15 protein-coding genes are annotated in these 16,434 nt (G+C 53.4%); 4 read left to right on the plus strand and 11 right to left on the minus strand.

Annotated elements, in window-relative coordinates; genetic code table 11:
* Positions 1–72: 72 nt before the first annotated feature.
* Both NQ230_RS18250 and queC read left to right on the plus strand, forming a co-directional pair.
* Entirely contained in the window at positions 73–1,773 is a 1,701-nt protein-coding gene (locus tag NQ230_RS18250) for an SgrR family transcriptional regulator (RefSeq protein ID WP_121425589.1), read from the plus strand.
* A 66-nt stretch (positions 1,774–1,839) separates the two neighbouring features.
* Positions 1,840–2,535 carry a 7-cyano-7-deazaguanine synthase QueC gene (gene queC, locus NQ230_RS18255; protein ID WP_032646166.1) on the plus strand — a complete coding sequence of 232 codons (696 nt, stop codon included), beginning with the start codon at positions 1,840–1,842 and terminating at the stop codon, positions 2,533–2,535.
* Between the two features lie 2 nt (positions 2,536–2,537).
* Here the strand turns inward: queC and NQ230_RS18260 are convergent, their stop codons facing one another.
* From NQ230_RS18260 to bolA, 11 genes are all read right to left on the minus strand, one after another.
* Positions 2,538–2,867, minus strand: a complete 330-nt coding sequence (locus NQ230_RS18260; RefSeq protein WP_063144765.1) for an addiction module antidote protein — start codon at positions 2,865–2,867, stop codon at positions 2,538–2,540.
* Positions 2,839–3,204 carry a type II toxin-antitoxin system RelE/ParE family toxin gene (locus tag NQ230_RS18265; protein WP_063144766.1) on the minus strand — a complete coding sequence of 122 codons (366 nt, stop codon included), beginning with the start codon at positions 3,202–3,204 and terminating at the stop codon, positions 2,839–2,841. The genes NQ230_RS18260 and NQ230_RS18265 overlap by 29 nt, the downstream gene beginning before the upstream one ends.
* Positions 3,205–3,252: 48 nt before the next feature.
* On the minus strand, positions 3,253–3,651 hold the full coding sequence (locus tag NQ230_RS18270; RefSeq protein ID WP_024906822.1) for a YbgC/FadM family acyl-CoA thioesterase: 399 nt from the start codon (positions 3,649–3,651) through the stop codon (positions 3,253–3,255).
* A gap of 99 nt (positions 3,652–3,750) precedes the next feature.
* Positions 3,751–4,131 carry a helix-hairpin-helix domain-containing protein gene (locus NQ230_RS18275; RefSeq protein ID WP_121425591.1) on the minus strand — a complete coding sequence of 127 codons (381 nt, stop codon included), beginning with the start codon at positions 4,129–4,131 and terminating at the stop codon, positions 3,751–3,753.
* A 148-nt stretch (positions 4,132–4,279) separates the two neighbouring features.
* On the minus strand, positions 4,280–6,151 hold the full coding sequence (gene ppiD / locus NQ230_RS18280) for a peptidylprolyl isomerase (RefSeq protein ID WP_257258541.1): 1,872 nt from the start codon (positions 6,149–6,151) through the stop codon (positions 4,280–4,282).
* A gap of 212 nt (positions 6,152–6,363) precedes the next feature.
* Positions 6,364–6,636 (minus strand): nucleoid-associated protein HU-beta, encoded by a 273-nt coding sequence (gene hupB / locus NQ230_RS18285; RefSeq protein WP_002444653.1) that lies wholly within the window; start codon positions 6,634–6,636, stop codon positions 6,364–6,366.
* A 210-nt stretch (positions 6,637–6,846) separates the two neighbouring features.
* Positions 6,847–9,201, minus strand: a complete 2,355-nt coding sequence (gene lon, locus NQ230_RS18290; protein ID WP_063144769.1) for an endopeptidase La — start codon at positions 9,199–9,201, stop codon at positions 6,847–6,849.
* 182 nt (positions 9,202–9,383) lie between these two features.
* Positions 9,384–10,658 (minus strand): ATP-dependent protease ATP-binding subunit ClpX, encoded by a 1,275-nt coding sequence (gene clpX / locus NQ230_RS18295; RefSeq protein WP_024906819.1) that lies wholly within the window; start codon positions 10,656–10,658, stop codon positions 9,384–9,386.
* A 126-nt stretch (positions 10,659–10,784) separates the two neighbouring features.
* Positions 10,785–11,408, minus strand: a complete 624-nt coding sequence (gene clpP / locus NQ230_RS18300) for an ATP-dependent Clp endopeptidase proteolytic subunit ClpP (RefSeq protein ID WP_010428105.1) — start codon at positions 11,406–11,408, stop codon at positions 10,785–10,787.
* Positions 11,409–11,668: 260 nt separating this feature from the next.
* Positions 11,669–12,967 carry a trigger factor gene (gene tig / locus NQ230_RS18305; protein WP_257258546.1) on the minus strand — a complete coding sequence of 433 codons (1,299 nt, stop codon included), beginning with the start codon at positions 12,965–12,967 and terminating at the stop codon, positions 11,669–11,671.
* 330 nt (positions 12,968–13,297) lie between these two features.
* Positions 13,298–13,615, minus strand: coding sequence for a transcriptional regulator BolA (gene bolA, locus NQ230_RS18310; RefSeq protein WP_021241655.1), 318 nt, complete (start codon positions 13,613–13,615; stop codon positions 13,298–13,300).
* A gap of 305 nt (positions 13,616–13,920) precedes the next feature.
* Between bolA and NQ230_RS18315 the strand changes: the two genes are divergently transcribed.
* The gene (locus tag NQ230_RS18315; RefSeq protein WP_023310568.1) at positions 13,921–14,499 is read left to right on the plus strand and encodes a lipoprotein; all 579 of its coding nucleotides are present in this window, start codon (positions 13,921–13,923) and stop codon (positions 14,497–14,499) included.
* Positions 14,500–14,545: 46 nt separating this feature from the next.
* Positions 14,546–16,021 carry a muropeptide MFS transporter AmpG gene (gene ampG, locus NQ230_RS18320; RefSeq protein ID WP_257258548.1) on the plus strand — a complete coding sequence of 492 codons (1,476 nt, stop codon included), beginning with the start codon at positions 14,546–14,548 and terminating at the stop codon, positions 16,019–16,021.
* The last annotated feature ends 413 nt before the right edge of the window (positions 16,022–16,434 follow it).

Consider the following 16,434-nt stretch of genomic DNA (forward strand, 5'->3'; position numbering starts at 1 on the left):
TTGTGCATCAGTATCGTGTGAGATATACGGAAGTAATAGTGAATAGATGATAATTATTGTTCCGGGTTTCTTATGCGCCAGCTCAATCGACTCAACCAGTATCACCGCCTCTGGCAGCCTTCCCTGGGTGCAACGCAGCAGGTCACCATCAGCGAACTGGCTGCCCGCTGTTTTTGCAGCGAGCGGCATGTCCGAACGCTGCTGCGCCAGGCTCAGGAGGCGGGCTGGCTGAGCTGGCGAGCGCAGTCTGGCCGCGGTAAGCGCGGTGAGCTAACGTTCCATGTCGCCCCAGAGTCACTGCGCAATGCGATGATGGAAGAGGCGCTGAAGAGCGGGCAGCAGCATAACGCGCTGGAACTGGCCCAGCTTGCCCCCGCAGAATTACGATCGTTGCTGCATCCGTTTTTGGGCGGGCAGTGGCAAAACGACACGCCGACACTGCGTATCCCCTATTACCGCTCGCTGGATCCGCTTCAGCCGGGGTTTTTACCTGGCCGGGCGGAGCAGCATCTGGCGGGACAGGTTTTCTCAGGTTTAACGCGTTTTCACGGCAACAGCAGTGAACCCACGGGCGATCTCGCCCATCACTGGGAGGTGTCGGAGGACGGTTTGCGCTGGCATTTCTACATTCGCTCCACTCTGCACTGGCATAACGGCGATAAAATAGAAACCGGACAGCTTCAGCAAAGCCTGGACGCGCTTTTTGCCTTGCCTGCCCTGCGTAAACTGTTCCAGAGCGTTTTACGCGTTGACGTTACCCATCCTCAGTGTCTGACCTTTACGCTGCACCAGCCGGATTACTGGCTGGCGCACCGCCTGGCCACCTACTGTAGCCGGCTCGCACATCCCGAACAGCCTATGACGGGCAGCGGCCCCTTCAGAGTCAGCGTGTATGAGCCGGATCTGGTTCGTCTGGAAAGCCACGAACAGTACCATCTCAGCCATCCGCTGCTTAAGGCTATCGAGTACTGGATCACACCGTCGCTGTTTGACTATGGGTTAGGGACCAGCTGTCGTCATCCGGTGCAGATCGCCATTGGCGAGCCGGATGAACTGGAGAGTCTGCGCCTGGTGACGAACAGCACCAGCCTGGGCTTTTGTTATCTCACCCTGAAGCAAAGCCCGCACCTGAGCGAAATGCAGGCTCGACGACTCATCAACATCATTCATCTCTCGACGCTTCTGCATACGCTTCCGCTCAATGAAGGGCTGATTACCCCGACAGAGGAGTTGCTCCCCGGCTGGGCGATCCCTCAGTGGCCGGATTTAACACATGTCCCTCTGCCGAAGAAGCTAACCCTGATTTATCATTTACCGGTTGAGTTACACACGATGGCGCGCCAGCTAAAACAGTACCTTGCAAAACACGACTGTGAGCTTACGGCGATCTTTTACGATGCGAAAACCTGGGACGGGTGCCAGCAACTGGCGGAAGCGGACATCATGATGGGCGACAGGCTGATTGGCGAAGCGCCGGAATATACGCTTGAACAGTGGCTGCGCTGTGATGCCCTCTGGCCACACGTGCTTAGCGCACCGCAATATGCTCATCTGCAGGCCACCTTGGATGCCGTACAGACCCAGGCCGACGAACAGGCCAGACATGCCGGGCTGAGGGCCATTTTCTCCCGGCTCATGGAAAAGGCGGTGATAACGCCCCTGTTCAATTATCAATACCAGGTCAGCGCCCCGCCGGGGGTTAACGGCATACGTCTCAACACCCGCGGCTGGTTTGATTTTACCGAAGCCTGGCTGCCCGCCCCGAAATCGTGAAGAAGCTGGTCGCCGTCGTGGTCAGACGGTAACATAACGTTTTTATCGTAACAGTCGAGATGATTTATGAAACGTGCCGTCGTCGTGTTCAGCGGAGGACAAGACTCTACTACCTGCCTGGTCCAGGCCCTTCATCAGTACGATGAAGTTCACTGTGTCACTTTCGATTATGGTCAGCGTCACCGCGCTGAAATCGACGTTGCCCGTGAACTTGCCCTGAAACTGGGCGCACGCGCGCACAAGGTGCTGGACGTTACGTTGTTAAATGAACTGGCCGTGAGCAGCCTCACCCGGGACAGTATCCCGGTACCTGACTACGAACCCGATGCCAGCGGCATTCCGAATACCTTCGTGCCTGGCCGTAATATCCTCTTCCTGACCCTGACGGCGATCTACGCCTATCAGGTAAAGGCGGAAGCGGTGATCACGGGCGTGTGCGAGACCGACTTCTCCGGCTACCCGGACTGTCGCGATGAGTTCGTGAAAGCGTTAAACCACGCCGTCAATCTGGGGATGGCGAAAGAGACACGCTTTGAAACCCCGCTCATGTGGCTGGATAAAGCCGAAACCTGGGCGCTGGCGGACTACTGGGGCAAGCTGGACCTTGTTCGCAGCGAAACGCTCACCTGCTATAACGGTATCAAAGGCGACGGTTGCGGCCAGTGCGCGGCCTGTAATCTTCGCGCTAACGGGCTGAACCATTATCTTGCCGATAAAGTCGGCGTGATGGCCGCGATGCAGAAAAAGACCGGGCTTAAATAGGGCTACTTGACCGTGCTGTCGAACAGTTTCACACCGGCAGCACGGGTGACTTTCATCAGCGTTGTCAGCGTTGGGTTGCCGTTGTCTGATAAGGTTCGGTATAGCTGCTGACGGGACAAACCTGCTTTGGCAGCGATTTCACCTATTCCGCCGCGGGATTCGATAACTCGTCTTAACGCGATTAAGTATGCAGGGATCCCTTGGTCTTCATAGATCTCATCCAGGGCAACCTGCAGATATAGCTGAGCGTAGGAAGGGTTTTCACGAAGCATTTTTACGACGGCTTCATCATGGCTGACGGAACTAGAAAATTTTCGTTGGCTCTTGCTCATCCGGTTTATCCTTTTGATGGTCTTTCCAGTAATCTATTGCCAGTTTCACATCAGTCTTTTGACTCTTTTTGTCACCGCCGATCAGCAACAACAGGATCTTCCGATGTTGTACCGCAAAATAGATTCGATAGCCGGGACCACAATCCATTTTCAATTCCCAGATCCCCTCTCTGAGATATCGGTAATCGCCAAAATTCCCTTTCTCAGCACGGTCAATTCGCAGAAGGATCCGAAACGCTAACTCCGGATCCTTTCGCTTCATCTTCGCTACCCACTCCTCAAACGGTACTTTTCCGTCACGGGTCCGGTAACGTTCAACAACGTAGTCCCTGTCCATAATTCTATCCCTGAAAAATCCTTTTGTCTTTTATAAAAGACAAAATTTCTAAGCGATCATCAACTCCAGCTTTTCCCGCAGCTCCCCTTCCAGCGGCAGCGCTTTCTGCGTTTTCAGATCGATACAGACAAAGGTGATCAGCGCATCAGCCACCACCTGCCCTTCTGGATCGAGCGTCACCACCTGGCTTAATACCCCGCTTTTGCCATTGATCTGTTGCACCTGGCTGGTCACCGTGAGTACATCGCCCAGCACGGCCGGACGGCGGTAGTTGATGTTGATATTGACGACCACGAACGCGATGTTGTGCGCGGTCAGCCACTGAAAGCTTTCGCTGTTTTCCAGCCCGTCCCAGCGCGCTTCTTCAAGAAACTCGAGATAGCGTGCGTTGTTCACATGCTGGTAAACGTCGAGATGAAAACCGCGTACTTTGATTTTTGTCTGCATAGCGCAATAGCCTTTACTGTTATTGTAGGATGAGAGGTCATAACTGGTATGACCTCTTTATCCTGGCAAAATTTTGCCGCAGTGCAAGAAATTACGTTATTACAACGTCAGGTGTGAGAGGTTGCGCTCAACCAGCGCGCTGCCCATGCCCGGCACCTGTTTGAGATCGTCGACCGTCTTGAAAGGACCATACTCTTCGCGGTAGCTGACGATGGCCTGCGCTTTTTTCAGGCCGACACCATTCATCGCGCGAGCCAGATCTTCCGCAGAGGCCGAATTGATACTGACCCGCGTACCGTCATCATCCGCATTTTTACCGGCGTCAGCCGCTTTGGTTTGCCCTTGAACCGGCGCTGCCGCATCGGACTTGCTCTGCGTAGCCTGTGGTTTGGCAGCTGGCGTCGCCGCCAGCGCGCCCGCGCTCATCCCGGTGGTGGCAATAGCCAGCGTAATTAACAGTGCTTTGATTCCACATTTCATGCTGTTATCTCCTTGTTTGTTGACAGCCACGTCACGATAGCCGCCAGATAAACTCGGTACAAACAGCAGATTGCAGAAATGGAAAAGGCCGCGAAAGCGGCCTTTAGTTTTTGCAGAGCGTTACGAAAATCTGCGAGCAGACACGTAATTACTGCTGCTGCGTCATCACATCACCCAGCTTGATTTTGGCTTCTTTACGCAGGTTGCTCATCATGGCTTCGAAGGCAATCTGCGCATTGTTCTGGGTAATCCCCTGAACCATCGCTTTCTTCTGCGCTTCTGGCAGGGTGCCGGCTTTCACTTCATCCAGCGCCAGCAGAACGACGTTGCCCTGCGTATCGGTGGTGGTACCGAAGCTTGGCTTGTCCTTCGCTGGCAGAGTCAGACCAAACGCGGCCTGGCTGATTGGGTCCTGCCCGGTACGGCTCAGCGTTTTCGCTTCACCGAAGCTCAGGCCAGCCGCTTTCAGCGCGTCTTCTTTACCCGCTTTCAGATCGGACAGAATCTTCTCAGCATCCAGTTTCGCCTGCTGTTCCGCTTTGTTGTGCTTAACCTGAGCGACAACCTGATCCTTCACTTCCGCCAGCGGTTTGACCGCTTCTGGCTTGTGCTCGCTGACGCGCAACACAAACGCACGATCGCCGTCGACGGTAATGATGTCAGAGTTACTGCCCGGCGTGCCGTTCTCGCCTACCAGACCACCGTTGAAGATGGCATCAGAAACCGGTTTGAAGTTCAGCTCTTCCGGCAGGTTGTCACGACCAAACCAGCCCGTCACAACCGCCTTCACACCCGCCGCCTGCTCTGCACCTGCCAGAGATTCGTTATCGTTGCTGGCAGCATCGCTCACCTTCTGCTGCAGCGCGTAGTAGGCATCCAGTGCTTTTTCCTGTTTCACTTTCGCCGCGATATCTTCGCGAACGTCAGCCAGCGACTTGGTTTTCGCCGCGGTGATGTCGTCCAGACGCACAACCAGGAAACCAACGGAAGACTTAATGACGCCAGAAAGCTGGCCTTTCTCTTTCAGACCGGCATTTTTCAGCTCGTCCGGCGTGGTCGCGTCTTCCAGCCAGCCCATATCACCGCCGTTTTTCGCAGAGATAATGTCGGTGGATTTCGCTTTCGCAACGGTCGCGAAATCAGCGCCTTTGTTCAGCTCATCCAGCGCCGCTTTGGCATCAGCCTCGGTCTTCGTCTGAATCACGCTGTAGCGGTTACGCTGCGGCTGAGTGAACTGATCCTGATGCTGGTCGTAGTAAGACTGGATTTCCGCATCAGACGCGGTTTCCTGCAGCGCGGCTGCATCCAGCTTGATGTAGCTCACGCGGAACTGCTCTGGAGAAACAAAGGAATTCTTGTTCTGCTCGTAGTAAGCGTTAACGTCTGCGTCGCTCACCTGCTGTTTCGCCGCCAGGGCGTTCACATCAATGGTCGCTTCGCGTACAACGCGCTGCTGCGCCACCAGCGCGGCCAGTTCGTCCGTTTCACCTTTGAGCATGAAATCGGTGCCCACAACGGCATTGATGAGCTGCTGGGTGGTCAGTTGGTTACGCAGCGCCTGAGCGTACTGATCGGCCGTCATCCCCATCTGGTTGACGATACTGTTGTAACGCGCGTTGTCGAATTTACCGTTAGACTGGAAGGCCTGGGTGGAGAAGATGGCTTTTTTCACCTGCTCATCACTGATGCCAAGGCCCAGTTTTTTGGCGTACTGGTCCAGCAGCGCTTCGTCAATAAGACGGTTCAGTGTCTGTTGGCGCAGGGTCTTCATGTACCCTTCGTTCGCTGCCAGTTCAGAGAATTGGTCGCCCAGCTGTTGCTGCATACGGTTACGTTCACCGGCAAAAGCATTCTCGAACTGACCACGGCTGATTTCCTGGCCATTCACTTTTGCGGCATAGTTTGCGCCACCGCCAATAAGGTAACTGCTCACGCCGGTCAATATGAACGACACGATAATGATACCGAAAATAATCTTGAGCACGAGACTGTTAGCAGCCGTGCGTAAGCTGTCCATCATGGTGTAACAACACTCCGCTGTAGGTGACTGGTTACCTGACGCTGACGGAAAATCCTGCCCGTCGCGCGTGAAGGCGTATTGTGACAAGAAAACGGGGCGATTGTCAGCCCACAACTCGCATAAACTCGCACAAATCAGGTCTGGACAAACAAAAAAGGCACATCAAATGATGCGCCCTTGTACTTTCCGGCTTCCCTGAAACGGGAAAGCAATCAGTTTACTGCGTCTTTCAGCGCTTTACCTGCACGGAAACCCGGCACTTTAGCAGCAGCAATGGTGATCTCTTTACCGGTCTGAGGGTTGCGGCCAGTACGGGCAGCACGCTCTTTAACAGCAAAAGTACCGAAGCCTACCAGTGCAACGTCGTCCCCAGCCTGCAGAGATTCAGTAACAGAAGCAATTAATGCATCTAACGCACGTCCAGCTGCAGCTTTAGAAATATCAGCACCAGCAGCAATTTTGTCAATCAGTTGAGATTTATTCACTGTTCTCTTCCTCTCTTTATAATTTATATCGCGCCTGAATCCTTCACAACGCGACCGCGCAGCAGTTATATCAGGCCTGCCATGACCTTACAACACCCGTTGTTGATGGCTGACCTAATCAGCAATCTAAATTAGCTATACAAAAAAAGGCTGGCAAGTGCGAAATGACTTACCAGCCTTGTTTTTATTGACGCTCTTTGCGCGAGGTCACTATTTTGCGGTTACAACCTGCATTCCGGAGGGTTCATTCTGCAGTGCGAGACTGAGAACTTCCTCAATTCGCTTCACAGGATGGATCTGCAGATCGGCAATCACGTTGTCCGGAATCTCTTCCAGATCGCGTTTATTTTCGTAAGGGATCAATACGGTTTTGATCCCACCGCGGTGTGCCGCCAGCAGTTTTTCTTTTAAACCACCAATCGGCAGAACCTGACCACGCAGCGTAATTTCACCGGTCATTGCCACATCGGCACGCACCGGGTTCCCTGTCAGGCAGGAAACCAGAGCGGTACACATGGCAATACCCGCGCTTGGGCCATCTTTCGGCGTCGCCCCTTCCGGAACGTGCACGTGGATGTCGCGTTTTTCGTAGAAATCAGTGTTGATACCCAGTTTCTCCGCGCGCGCACGCACCACGGTCAGCGCCGCCTGGATGGATTCCTGCATCACTTCACCCAGCGAGCCGGTGTAGGTCAGCTTGCCTTTGCCCGGCACACAGGCGGTTTCGATGGTCAGCAGATCGCCGCCCACTTCCGTCCATGCCAGGCCGGTCACCTGACCAACGCGGTTTTCGTTATCCGCGCGACCGTAGTCAAAGCGCTGAACGCCCAGGTACGCATGCAGATTGTCGCCGTTAATCACAATGTGCTTCAGGCTCTTATCCAGCAGCAGCTGTTTCACCGCTTTACGACACAGTTTAGAGATTTCACGCTCAAGACTACGCACGCCCGCTTCACGGGTGTAGTAACGAATGATGCCGATAATCGCGCTGTCCTCGACGGTCAGCTCGTTGGCTTTCAGCGCGTTACGCTCAATCTGTTTCGGCAGCAGGTGCTGCTTAGCAATGTTCAGCTTCTCATCTTCGGTATAACCGGAGAGACGGATCACTTCCATACGGTCCAGCAGCGGGGCCGGAATGTTCATGGAGTTGGAGGTCGCCACGAACATCACATCGCTCAGGTCGTAGTCCACTTCCAGGTAGTGATCGCTGAACGCCACGTTCTGTTCTGGATCAAGCACTTCCAGCAGTGCAGACGCAGGGTCACCGCGCATGTCCGACGACATCTTGTCGATCTCATCGAGCAGGAACAGCGGGTTTTTAACCCCTACTTTCGCCATCTTCTGGATCAGTTTACCCGGCATAGAACCGATGTAGGTACGGCGGTGACCGCGGATTTCCGCTTCATCGCGTACGCCACCCAGCGCCATACGGATATACTTGCGTCCGGTCGCTTTGGCGATGGACTGACCCAGAGAGGTTTTACCCACCCCCGGCGGTCCTACCAGGCACAGAATTGGGCCTTTGATTTTGTTTACACGGCTTTGTACCGCGAGGTACTCAAGAATGCGGTCTTTCACGCGTTCCAGGCCGTAGTGGTCGGTATCCAGGATTTCCTGCGCCTGACGCAGGTCTTTTTTGACCTTGCTGCGGGCGTTCCACGGAACCTGCACCATCCACTCAATGTAGCCGCGTACAACGGTCGCTTCAGCCGACATTGGAGACATCATTTTCAGCTTCTGCAGTTCTGCTTCGGCTTTCTCTTTCGCCTCTTTCGGCATCTTCGCCGCGTCGATCTTACGCTTCAGCGCTTCGTTTTCGTCCGGCGCATCGTCCATCTCGCCCAGTTCTTTCTGAATGGCCTTCATTTGCTCATTCAGATAGTACTCACGCTGAGATTTCTCCATCTGCTTTTTCACGCGGTTGCGAATACGCTTCTCAACCTGCAGCAGATCGATTTCAGACTCCATCATCGCCATCAGGTATTCCAGACGTTCGTTAACGTCTGACATTTCCAGCACGGACTGTTTGTCAGCCAGCTTCAGCGGCATATGGGCAGCGATGGTGTCCGCCAGACGCGCAGGATCGTCGATGCTGTTCAGCGACGTCAGCACTTCTGGTGGGATTTTCTTGTTCAGCTTGATATAGCCTTCAAACTGGCTAATCGCGGTGCGCACCAGCACTTCCTGCTCGCGCTCGTCAAGCTCAGGCGAATCAAGGTACTCTGCCTTCGCAGAGAAGTGCTCGCCGTCGTCTGACAGAGTGGTGATACGCGCACGCTGCAGGCCTTCTACCAGCACCTTCACGGTGCCGTCAGGCAGCTTCAGCATCTGCAAAATAGAGGCCACGGTCCCGACGGTGAAAAGATCGTTTACACCCGGCTCATCCGTTGATGCTTCTTTCTGCGCCACCAGCATGATTTTTTTATCATGATCCATGGCGGCTTCGAGGCAACGGATAGATTTTTCCCGCCCTACAAATAAGGGTATGACCATGTGCGGATAAACCACCACATCGCGCAACGGCAATACGGGGATTTCAATGCGTTCAGAACGCTCAGGATTCATAGAGCTCTCTCTTAGTTAGTGTCCGCCAGGTAAGCTGGTCATGTCACTGTGCTTCACATAACCATTAACATGTATCCAGTATATGGGGATGTTTGCCACACATTCAACGCTATGAATACGGAAAAAGTAAAGGGGAGATAAAATCCCCCCTTTTTGATTAACTGCTTGTATGATTTGGTGAATTATTCGCCAGATGCCTGCTGAGCTTCCGGCTTGCCGTAAATCAGCAGCGGCTTGGTTTGACCGCTAATGACGGACTCGTCAATCACCACTTTTTCAACGTCTTCCATCGACGGCAGATCGTACATGGTGTCGAGCAGTGCCGCTTCAACAATTGAACGCAGACCACGGGCACCGGTTTTACGGATCATCGCTTTCTTGGCAATGGCATCCAGCGCTTCGTCGCGGAATTCCAGATCAACGCCTTCCAGATTGAACAGCGCCTGATACTGCTTGGTCAGCGCATTTTTCGGCTCTTTCAGGATCTGGATCAGCGCGTCTTCGCTCAGCTCGTTCAGCGTTGCCACCACCGGCAGACGGCCGATGAATTCAGGGATCAGACCGAATTTGATCAGATCTTCCGGTTCAACCTGAGACAGCAGTTCGCCTTCGTTCGGTTTTTCAGACGTCGATTTCACCGTTGCGCCAAAACCAATGCCGGAGCCGGTTTCAACACGGTGGGAGATAACTTTGTCCAGACCAGCAAACGCACCGCCACAGATGAACAGGATCTTGGAGGTATCAACCTGCAGGAACTCCTGCTGCGGATGTTTACGACCACCCTGTGGCGGAACGGCGGCAACCGTACCTTCAATCAGCTTCAGCAGTGCCTGCTGTACGCCTTCACCCGATACGTCACGGGTGATGGACGGGTTGTCTGATTTACGGGAGATCTTGTCGATCTCATCGATGTAAACAATCCCGCGCTGGGCTTTCTGTACGTCGTAATCGCACTTCTGCAGCAGTTTCTGGATGATGTTTTCGACGTCCTCACCCACATAACCGGCCTCGGTCAGGGTGGTGGCATCCGCCATCGTGAACGGAACATCAAGCAGGCGCGCCAGGGTTTCAGCCAGTAGCGTTTTACCGGAACCGGTTGGGCCGATCAGCAGAATGTTACTTTTACCCAGTTCTACGCCATTGCTGGTGTCGCCGTTACGCAGACGTTTGTAGTGGTTATAGACCGCTACCGCCAGCACTTTCTTGGCCTGCTCCTGTCCGATGACGTAGTCGTCAAGGTGATGACGAATTTCATGCGGCGTTGGCAGCGCGCTGCGCTCACGGTGCGGTGCGACTTCTTTAATCTCTTCGCGAATGATGTCGTTACATAAATCGACACATTCGTCGCAGATATACACGGACGGCCCGGCAATCAGTTTACGCACTTCATGCTGGCTTTTGCCGCAAAAAGAGCAGTACAGCAGTTTGCCCGAACCATCTTTGCGTTTATCTGTCATGAGTCCAAACCTCTTTTTAAGTTCTTTGTGCCGCACATGACGACGCAAATGCCATTCTAAGACGCAAGCTGCAATCAGCAGCGTGCCGCCCTACCTTAGTATAGCGGCACACTCGCGTCGCGGGCATCAATTACGATGGGTCAACACGGAGTCGACTAAGCCGTACTCAACTGCCTCTGGAGCAGAGAGGAAGCGATCGCGCTCGGTATCGCGCTCGATCTGCTCGAGTGGTTGACCCGTATGCTGCGCCATAAGTTCATTCATGCGCGCTTTTACTTTCAGAATTTCGCGGGCGTGGATTTCGATATCCGTCGCCTGCCCCTGGTAACCGCCCAGCGGCTGGTGAATCATCACGCGGGAATTTGGCAAGCAGAAACGCTTACCTTTCGCCCCTGCTGTTAACAGGAACGCGCCCATCGATGCAGCCTGACCCATACAGATAGTGCTTACATCAGGCTTGATGAATTGCATGGTGTCATAAATAGACATTCCTGCTGTAATCACGCCACCCGGGGAGTTGATGTACAGGTAAATGTCTTTTTCCGGGTTTTCCGCTTCCAGAAACAGCATCTGCGCCACGATCAGGTTAGCCATGTGGTCTTCCACCTGGCCGGTCAGAAAGATAACGCGTTCCTTGAGCAGACGGGAATAGATATCAAAAGAACGCTCACCACGTGAGGTCTGTTCAATAACCATTGGCACCAGAGCCATATGGGGTGCAAAGTTATCTCGTTCGCCACTGTATGACATTTCCGTCTCCTGGATCAAAATTGAAAACACCTGCTGTACTGATTGTAACCTTACGGACGGATTATCAGCCAGTCTCATTCATCGTGATTACGTACTTATGGGGTTCACAGTGCCCTATTTCAAGCATAACAACCTTTTGTTGTTACGCTAACACCGAAAGGGCGTTTTAGCACTCTTCCTGGGCTATCGCTGCGATAAAAAAAACCCGCTGCCGCAAGGCAACGGGTTTTCTGTTCAAACTTTAAACCTTTGGGGCGAAATTACGCCTGCTGGTTCATCAGTTCGTTGAAAGAGGTCGCTTTTTCGGTCACTTTCGCTTTCGCCAGTACCGCTTCAACAGCCTGCTCTTCCAGGGCAACGTTGCGCATGTTGTCCATCAGCTCTTTGTTCTTACCGTAGAACTCAACAACTTCTGATGGATCTTCATATGCAGAAGCCATCTCTTCGATCAGGCCCTTAACACGCTCTTCGTCAGCTTTCAGCTCGTGGGTACGAATCACTTCGCCCAGCAGCAGGCCAACAACAACGCGGCGTTTCGCTTGCTCTTCGAACAGCTCGCGTGGCAGTTCCATCGCTTGCTGCTGGTTGCCACCGAAACGCTGTGCAGCCTGACGGCGCAGAACGTCGATTTCGCTGTCGATCAGGGCAGCTGGAACGTCGATTTCGTTGGCTTTCACCAGACCTTCGATCGCCTGAGATTTCACACGGTTACGCACCGCGCCGTTCAGTTCGCGTTCCATGTTCTTACGCACTTCGGTACGCAGACCCGCTACGGAACCATCTTCCACGCCGAAACGCTTGATGAATTCTTCAGTCAGTTCTGGCAGTTCGCGCTCTTCAACTTTCTTCAGGTTGATAGCGAACTTCGCTGCTTTCCCTTTCAGGTTTTCAGCGTGGTACTCTTCCGGGAAGGTCACGTCGATGGTGAACTCTTCGCCAGCCTTGTGGCCTTTGATACCGTCTTCGAAGCCTGGGATCATACGACCCTGGCCCATCGCCAGTACGAAGTCAGACGCTTTACCGCCTTCGAACTCTTCGCCGTCTACAGAACCGGTGAAGTCGATGGTGACACGGTCTTCAGCGTCAACAGCGCCTTCTTTCTCTTTCCAGTTCGCCTGCTGCTTGCGCAGGGTATCCAGCATGCCGTCAACGTCTTCGTCAGTCACGGAAACAACTGGTTTTTCAACTTCGATAGATTCCAGACCTTTCAGCTCAACTTCCGGGTACACTTCGAAATCTACGGAGTAGGTGAAGTCTTCGCCCAGTTTGTATTCGCCTGGAACGTAGTTCGGCGCGCCGGCCGGATTGATTTTTTCTTTGATGATCGCATCAATAAAGTTACGGCTCATCAGTTCACCCAGCACATCCTGACGCACGGAAGCGCCATAACGCTGAGCAACAACATTCATTGGTACTTTGCCCTTGCGGAAGCCGTCAATACGTACTTTTTTTGCTACGTTGACCAGCTCGCTTTTCACAGCAGTTTCGATGCTGTCAGCAGCGATAGTAATCGTTACACGGCGGCCAAGGCCTTGAGTGGTTTCAACTGAAACTTGCATCTTGTTACCTCAAAAAAATCACAGTGCTCGGTCAACTCTGAATCTGTCTGTTATACCGGGATGCTCTCTTAGTGCAGATTCACATTCCCTGTCGCCAGAATCATCCCGAAGACATTCAATAAGACGCGGCATTATAGCGGCATCACTTAGGTGAGTCGAGAACGGTTGGGGCATGTTGCTGCGGCTTTTTTCACACTTTAAGGCTATTTTTAGCCTTAAAATCGCACCATCCGCTCAAAACTCAGACAAAACAAAACGGCCCGGAGGCCGTTTTGAGGAAATCTGTAAGCAACATACTGGAAAAGCTCCAGCCGTTGCAAATCCGATTTATCAGGCGATAGTGCCTGCACCGCGACAGGGCGGCGATGCGAAAACCGTATCCTGCAAGCCTTCCCATTCCTTAATGGTATAGGTATGCAGTGCCAGCGCATGCACGGTCGTGGAGAGCTCTTCCGTCAAGGTGCTGTAGATCAAGCGGTGTCGATTCAGGAAACGTTCTCCCGTGAAGCGATCGCTAACCAGAACCACTTTAAAGTGGCTTTCAGAACCTGCCGGTACGTTATGACGATAGCTTTCGTCGACGACTTCGAGGAACACAGGGTTGAACGCTGCCCTTAATTTATCTTCTATATGCTCACGTATCATCATGAAATTACTCCTCCGACAACGCCAGGATGTCACCCATCCCTTTAAATGTTAGCCGCTTTTACCGTTTCCATTACACCTTGACAACAAATATTTAGCTTTCGTCTGATTTTCTCATTCAAACGAATGAAGTTCACTGTGAGGCTCATACGTTTTGTCATACACGGATTGGGAAAAACGGTGAACTGGTCAGTTTTCGGACAAGGCGATGAATTTACATGCGTTGACCACTTCCCCTCGCCGTTGGCGATGTTATGATGGCGGCAATTTTTCTCTTTATATGCTTACGATTCGTTGAGAACCCGAAAATGTTAAAAAAACTCTTCTTTCCGTTGGTAGCCCTTTTTATGCTGGCAGGCTGTGCTACTCCGCCTACCACTATTGATGTCTCACCAAAAATCACCCTCCCTCAGCAGGACCCAAGCCTGATGGGCGTCACCGTGAGCATTAACGGTGCCGATCAGCGTCAGGACCAGGCGCTGGCAAAAGTGACCCGAGACAACCAGCAGGTTACCCTCACCGCGTCCCGCGACCTGCGCTTCCTGCTCCAGGAAGTGCTGGAGAAACAGATGACCGCTCGCGGCTACATGATTGGCCCAAGCGGCGCGGTCGATCTGCAGATCATCGTGAACAACCTGTACGCTGACGTGTCTCAGGGCAACGTGCGCTACAACATCGCGACCAAAGCGGATATCGCCATCATTGCCACCGCGAAGAATGGCAACAAGATGACCAAAAACTACCGCGCCAGCTACTCTGTTGAAGGTGCGTTCCAGGCCTCCAACCAGAACATTGCTAACGCCGTGAACAGCGTGCTGACCGACACCATCGCCGATATGGCGCAGGACACCAGCATTCACGACTTCATCAAGCAGAACGCGCGTTAATCCCGCTCGCTGACCCGGTGTATCACCGGGTCAGTTTTATAAGAACATGTCCAGCCATTACTTACGCATTTTCCAGCAACCGAAATCAGCTATCCTGCTGATCCTCGGCTTCGCCTCGGGTTTACCCCTCGCACTCACTTCCGGCACGCTTCAGGCATGGATGACGGTTGAGAACATCGATCTTAAAACGATTGGTTTCTTCTCGCTTGTGGGCCAGGCCTATGTCTTTAAGTTCCTGTGGTCCCCGGTCATGGATCGCTATACGCCGCCTTTCCTCGGGCGTCGACGCGGCTGGTTAGTGATGACGCAGATCCTGCTACTGCTGGCCATTGCGGCGATGGGTTTTCTTGAACCTACCACGCAGCTTCGCTGGATGGCGGCGCTTGCGGTAGTGATTGCCTTCTGCTCCGCCTCTCAGGATATCGTGTTCGATGCCTGGAAGACGGACGTGCTACCTGCGGAAGAGCGCGGCGCCGGTGCGGCAATCAGCGTGCTGGGCTATCGCCTCGGGATGCTGGTCTCCGGCGGGCTGGCGCTGTGGCTCGCCGACCGTTACCTCGGCTGGCAGGGCATGTACTGGCTGATGGCCGCCCTGCTGATCCCCTGCATTATCGCGACGCTGTTCGCGCCCGAACCGAGTGACGTCATCCCGGTTCCCCGCTCGCTTGAGCAGGCCGTCGCCGAACCGCTTCGCGACTTCTTTGGCCGCAACAACGCCTGGCTGATCCTGTTGCTTATCGTCCTTTATAAGCTGGGCGATGCCTTTGCCATGAGCCTGACCACCACCTTCCTGATCCGGGGCGTCGGTTTTGACGCGGGTGAAGTCGGCGTGGTGAATAAAACGCTGGGGCTGTTTGCGACCATCGTCGGCGCACTTTATGGCGGCGTACTGATGCAGCGCCTGACGCTGTTTCGCGCGCTGCTGATTTTTGGCATCCTTCAGGGCGCCTCTAACGCAGGCTACTGGCTGCTGTCGATTACCGACAAACATACGATCAGCATGGCCTCGGCGGTGTTCTTCGAAAACCTCTGCGGCGGTATGGGCACAGCGGCGTTTGTTGCCCTGCTGATGACCCTGTGCAACAAGTCGTTTTCCGCTACCCAGTTCGCGCTGCTCTCGGCGCTCTCCGCCGTTGGCCGGGTGTACGTTGGACCGATTGCCGGCTGGTTCGTGGAAGCCCACGGCTGGCCAACATTTTATCTCTTCTCGGTCGTGGCTGCCGTGCCGGGAATTTTATTGCTGCTGGTCTGCCGTCAGACGCTGGAATATACCCAGCGGACAGAACACTTTATGCCGCGCATCGAATATCACCGCGCCTACCGGTTTGCGTTACGTCTGTTAATGGTGGGCTGCGCGGCTCTCGCACTCTGGCTGGTGGTGCTCATTATTAATGCCATCACGTCACTGGCACTCCCCTTCGAAGCCCTTCTGCTGGATGCAGGCGCCCTGCTGGCTATCGCCGGGATCCTGACCGGGGGTCTGCTCGATTTCATGGCGTTGCGTAAAACGCAGATGACCTGAAGAAAAATGCGAAAGGTTATTTCCCGTTGTAATCACTAAGCGAAATTATAACGGCGAAATAGCCACCAGCCGCTAAAAAAAATATTTGTTGTTTTGTGCGGGATAGGATTTGGAAATTATTGGCTCCCATTCCAAAACGCTATTTTTCATTAAACGATTCAGCATGCGAGAGTTTGATTTTTCGTTTTTTAGATGTCTTTTTATTGATAATTAATTGTTAATTTTTTGTTTATTTTCAACAATGGTTATACCAATTGTCCCTTTTAGGGTATGCTTGGGGGTCCTTTCGTTATAAAGCCCACGCCATGCGGCTTCGGTCATAAAAACCGACATAATTTGCAACACTTGTGACATGTGCGGCAGAACCCAGTAACACCTTCCTGACACAGGCCTAATGATGTTTACAGTAATGT

The sequence above is a fragment of the Enterobacter asburiae genome (assembly GCF_024599655.1).
GTDB classification, from domain to species: domain Bacteria; phylum Pseudomonadota; class Gammaproteobacteria; order Enterobacterales; family Enterobacteriaceae; genus Enterobacter; species Enterobacter asburiae_D.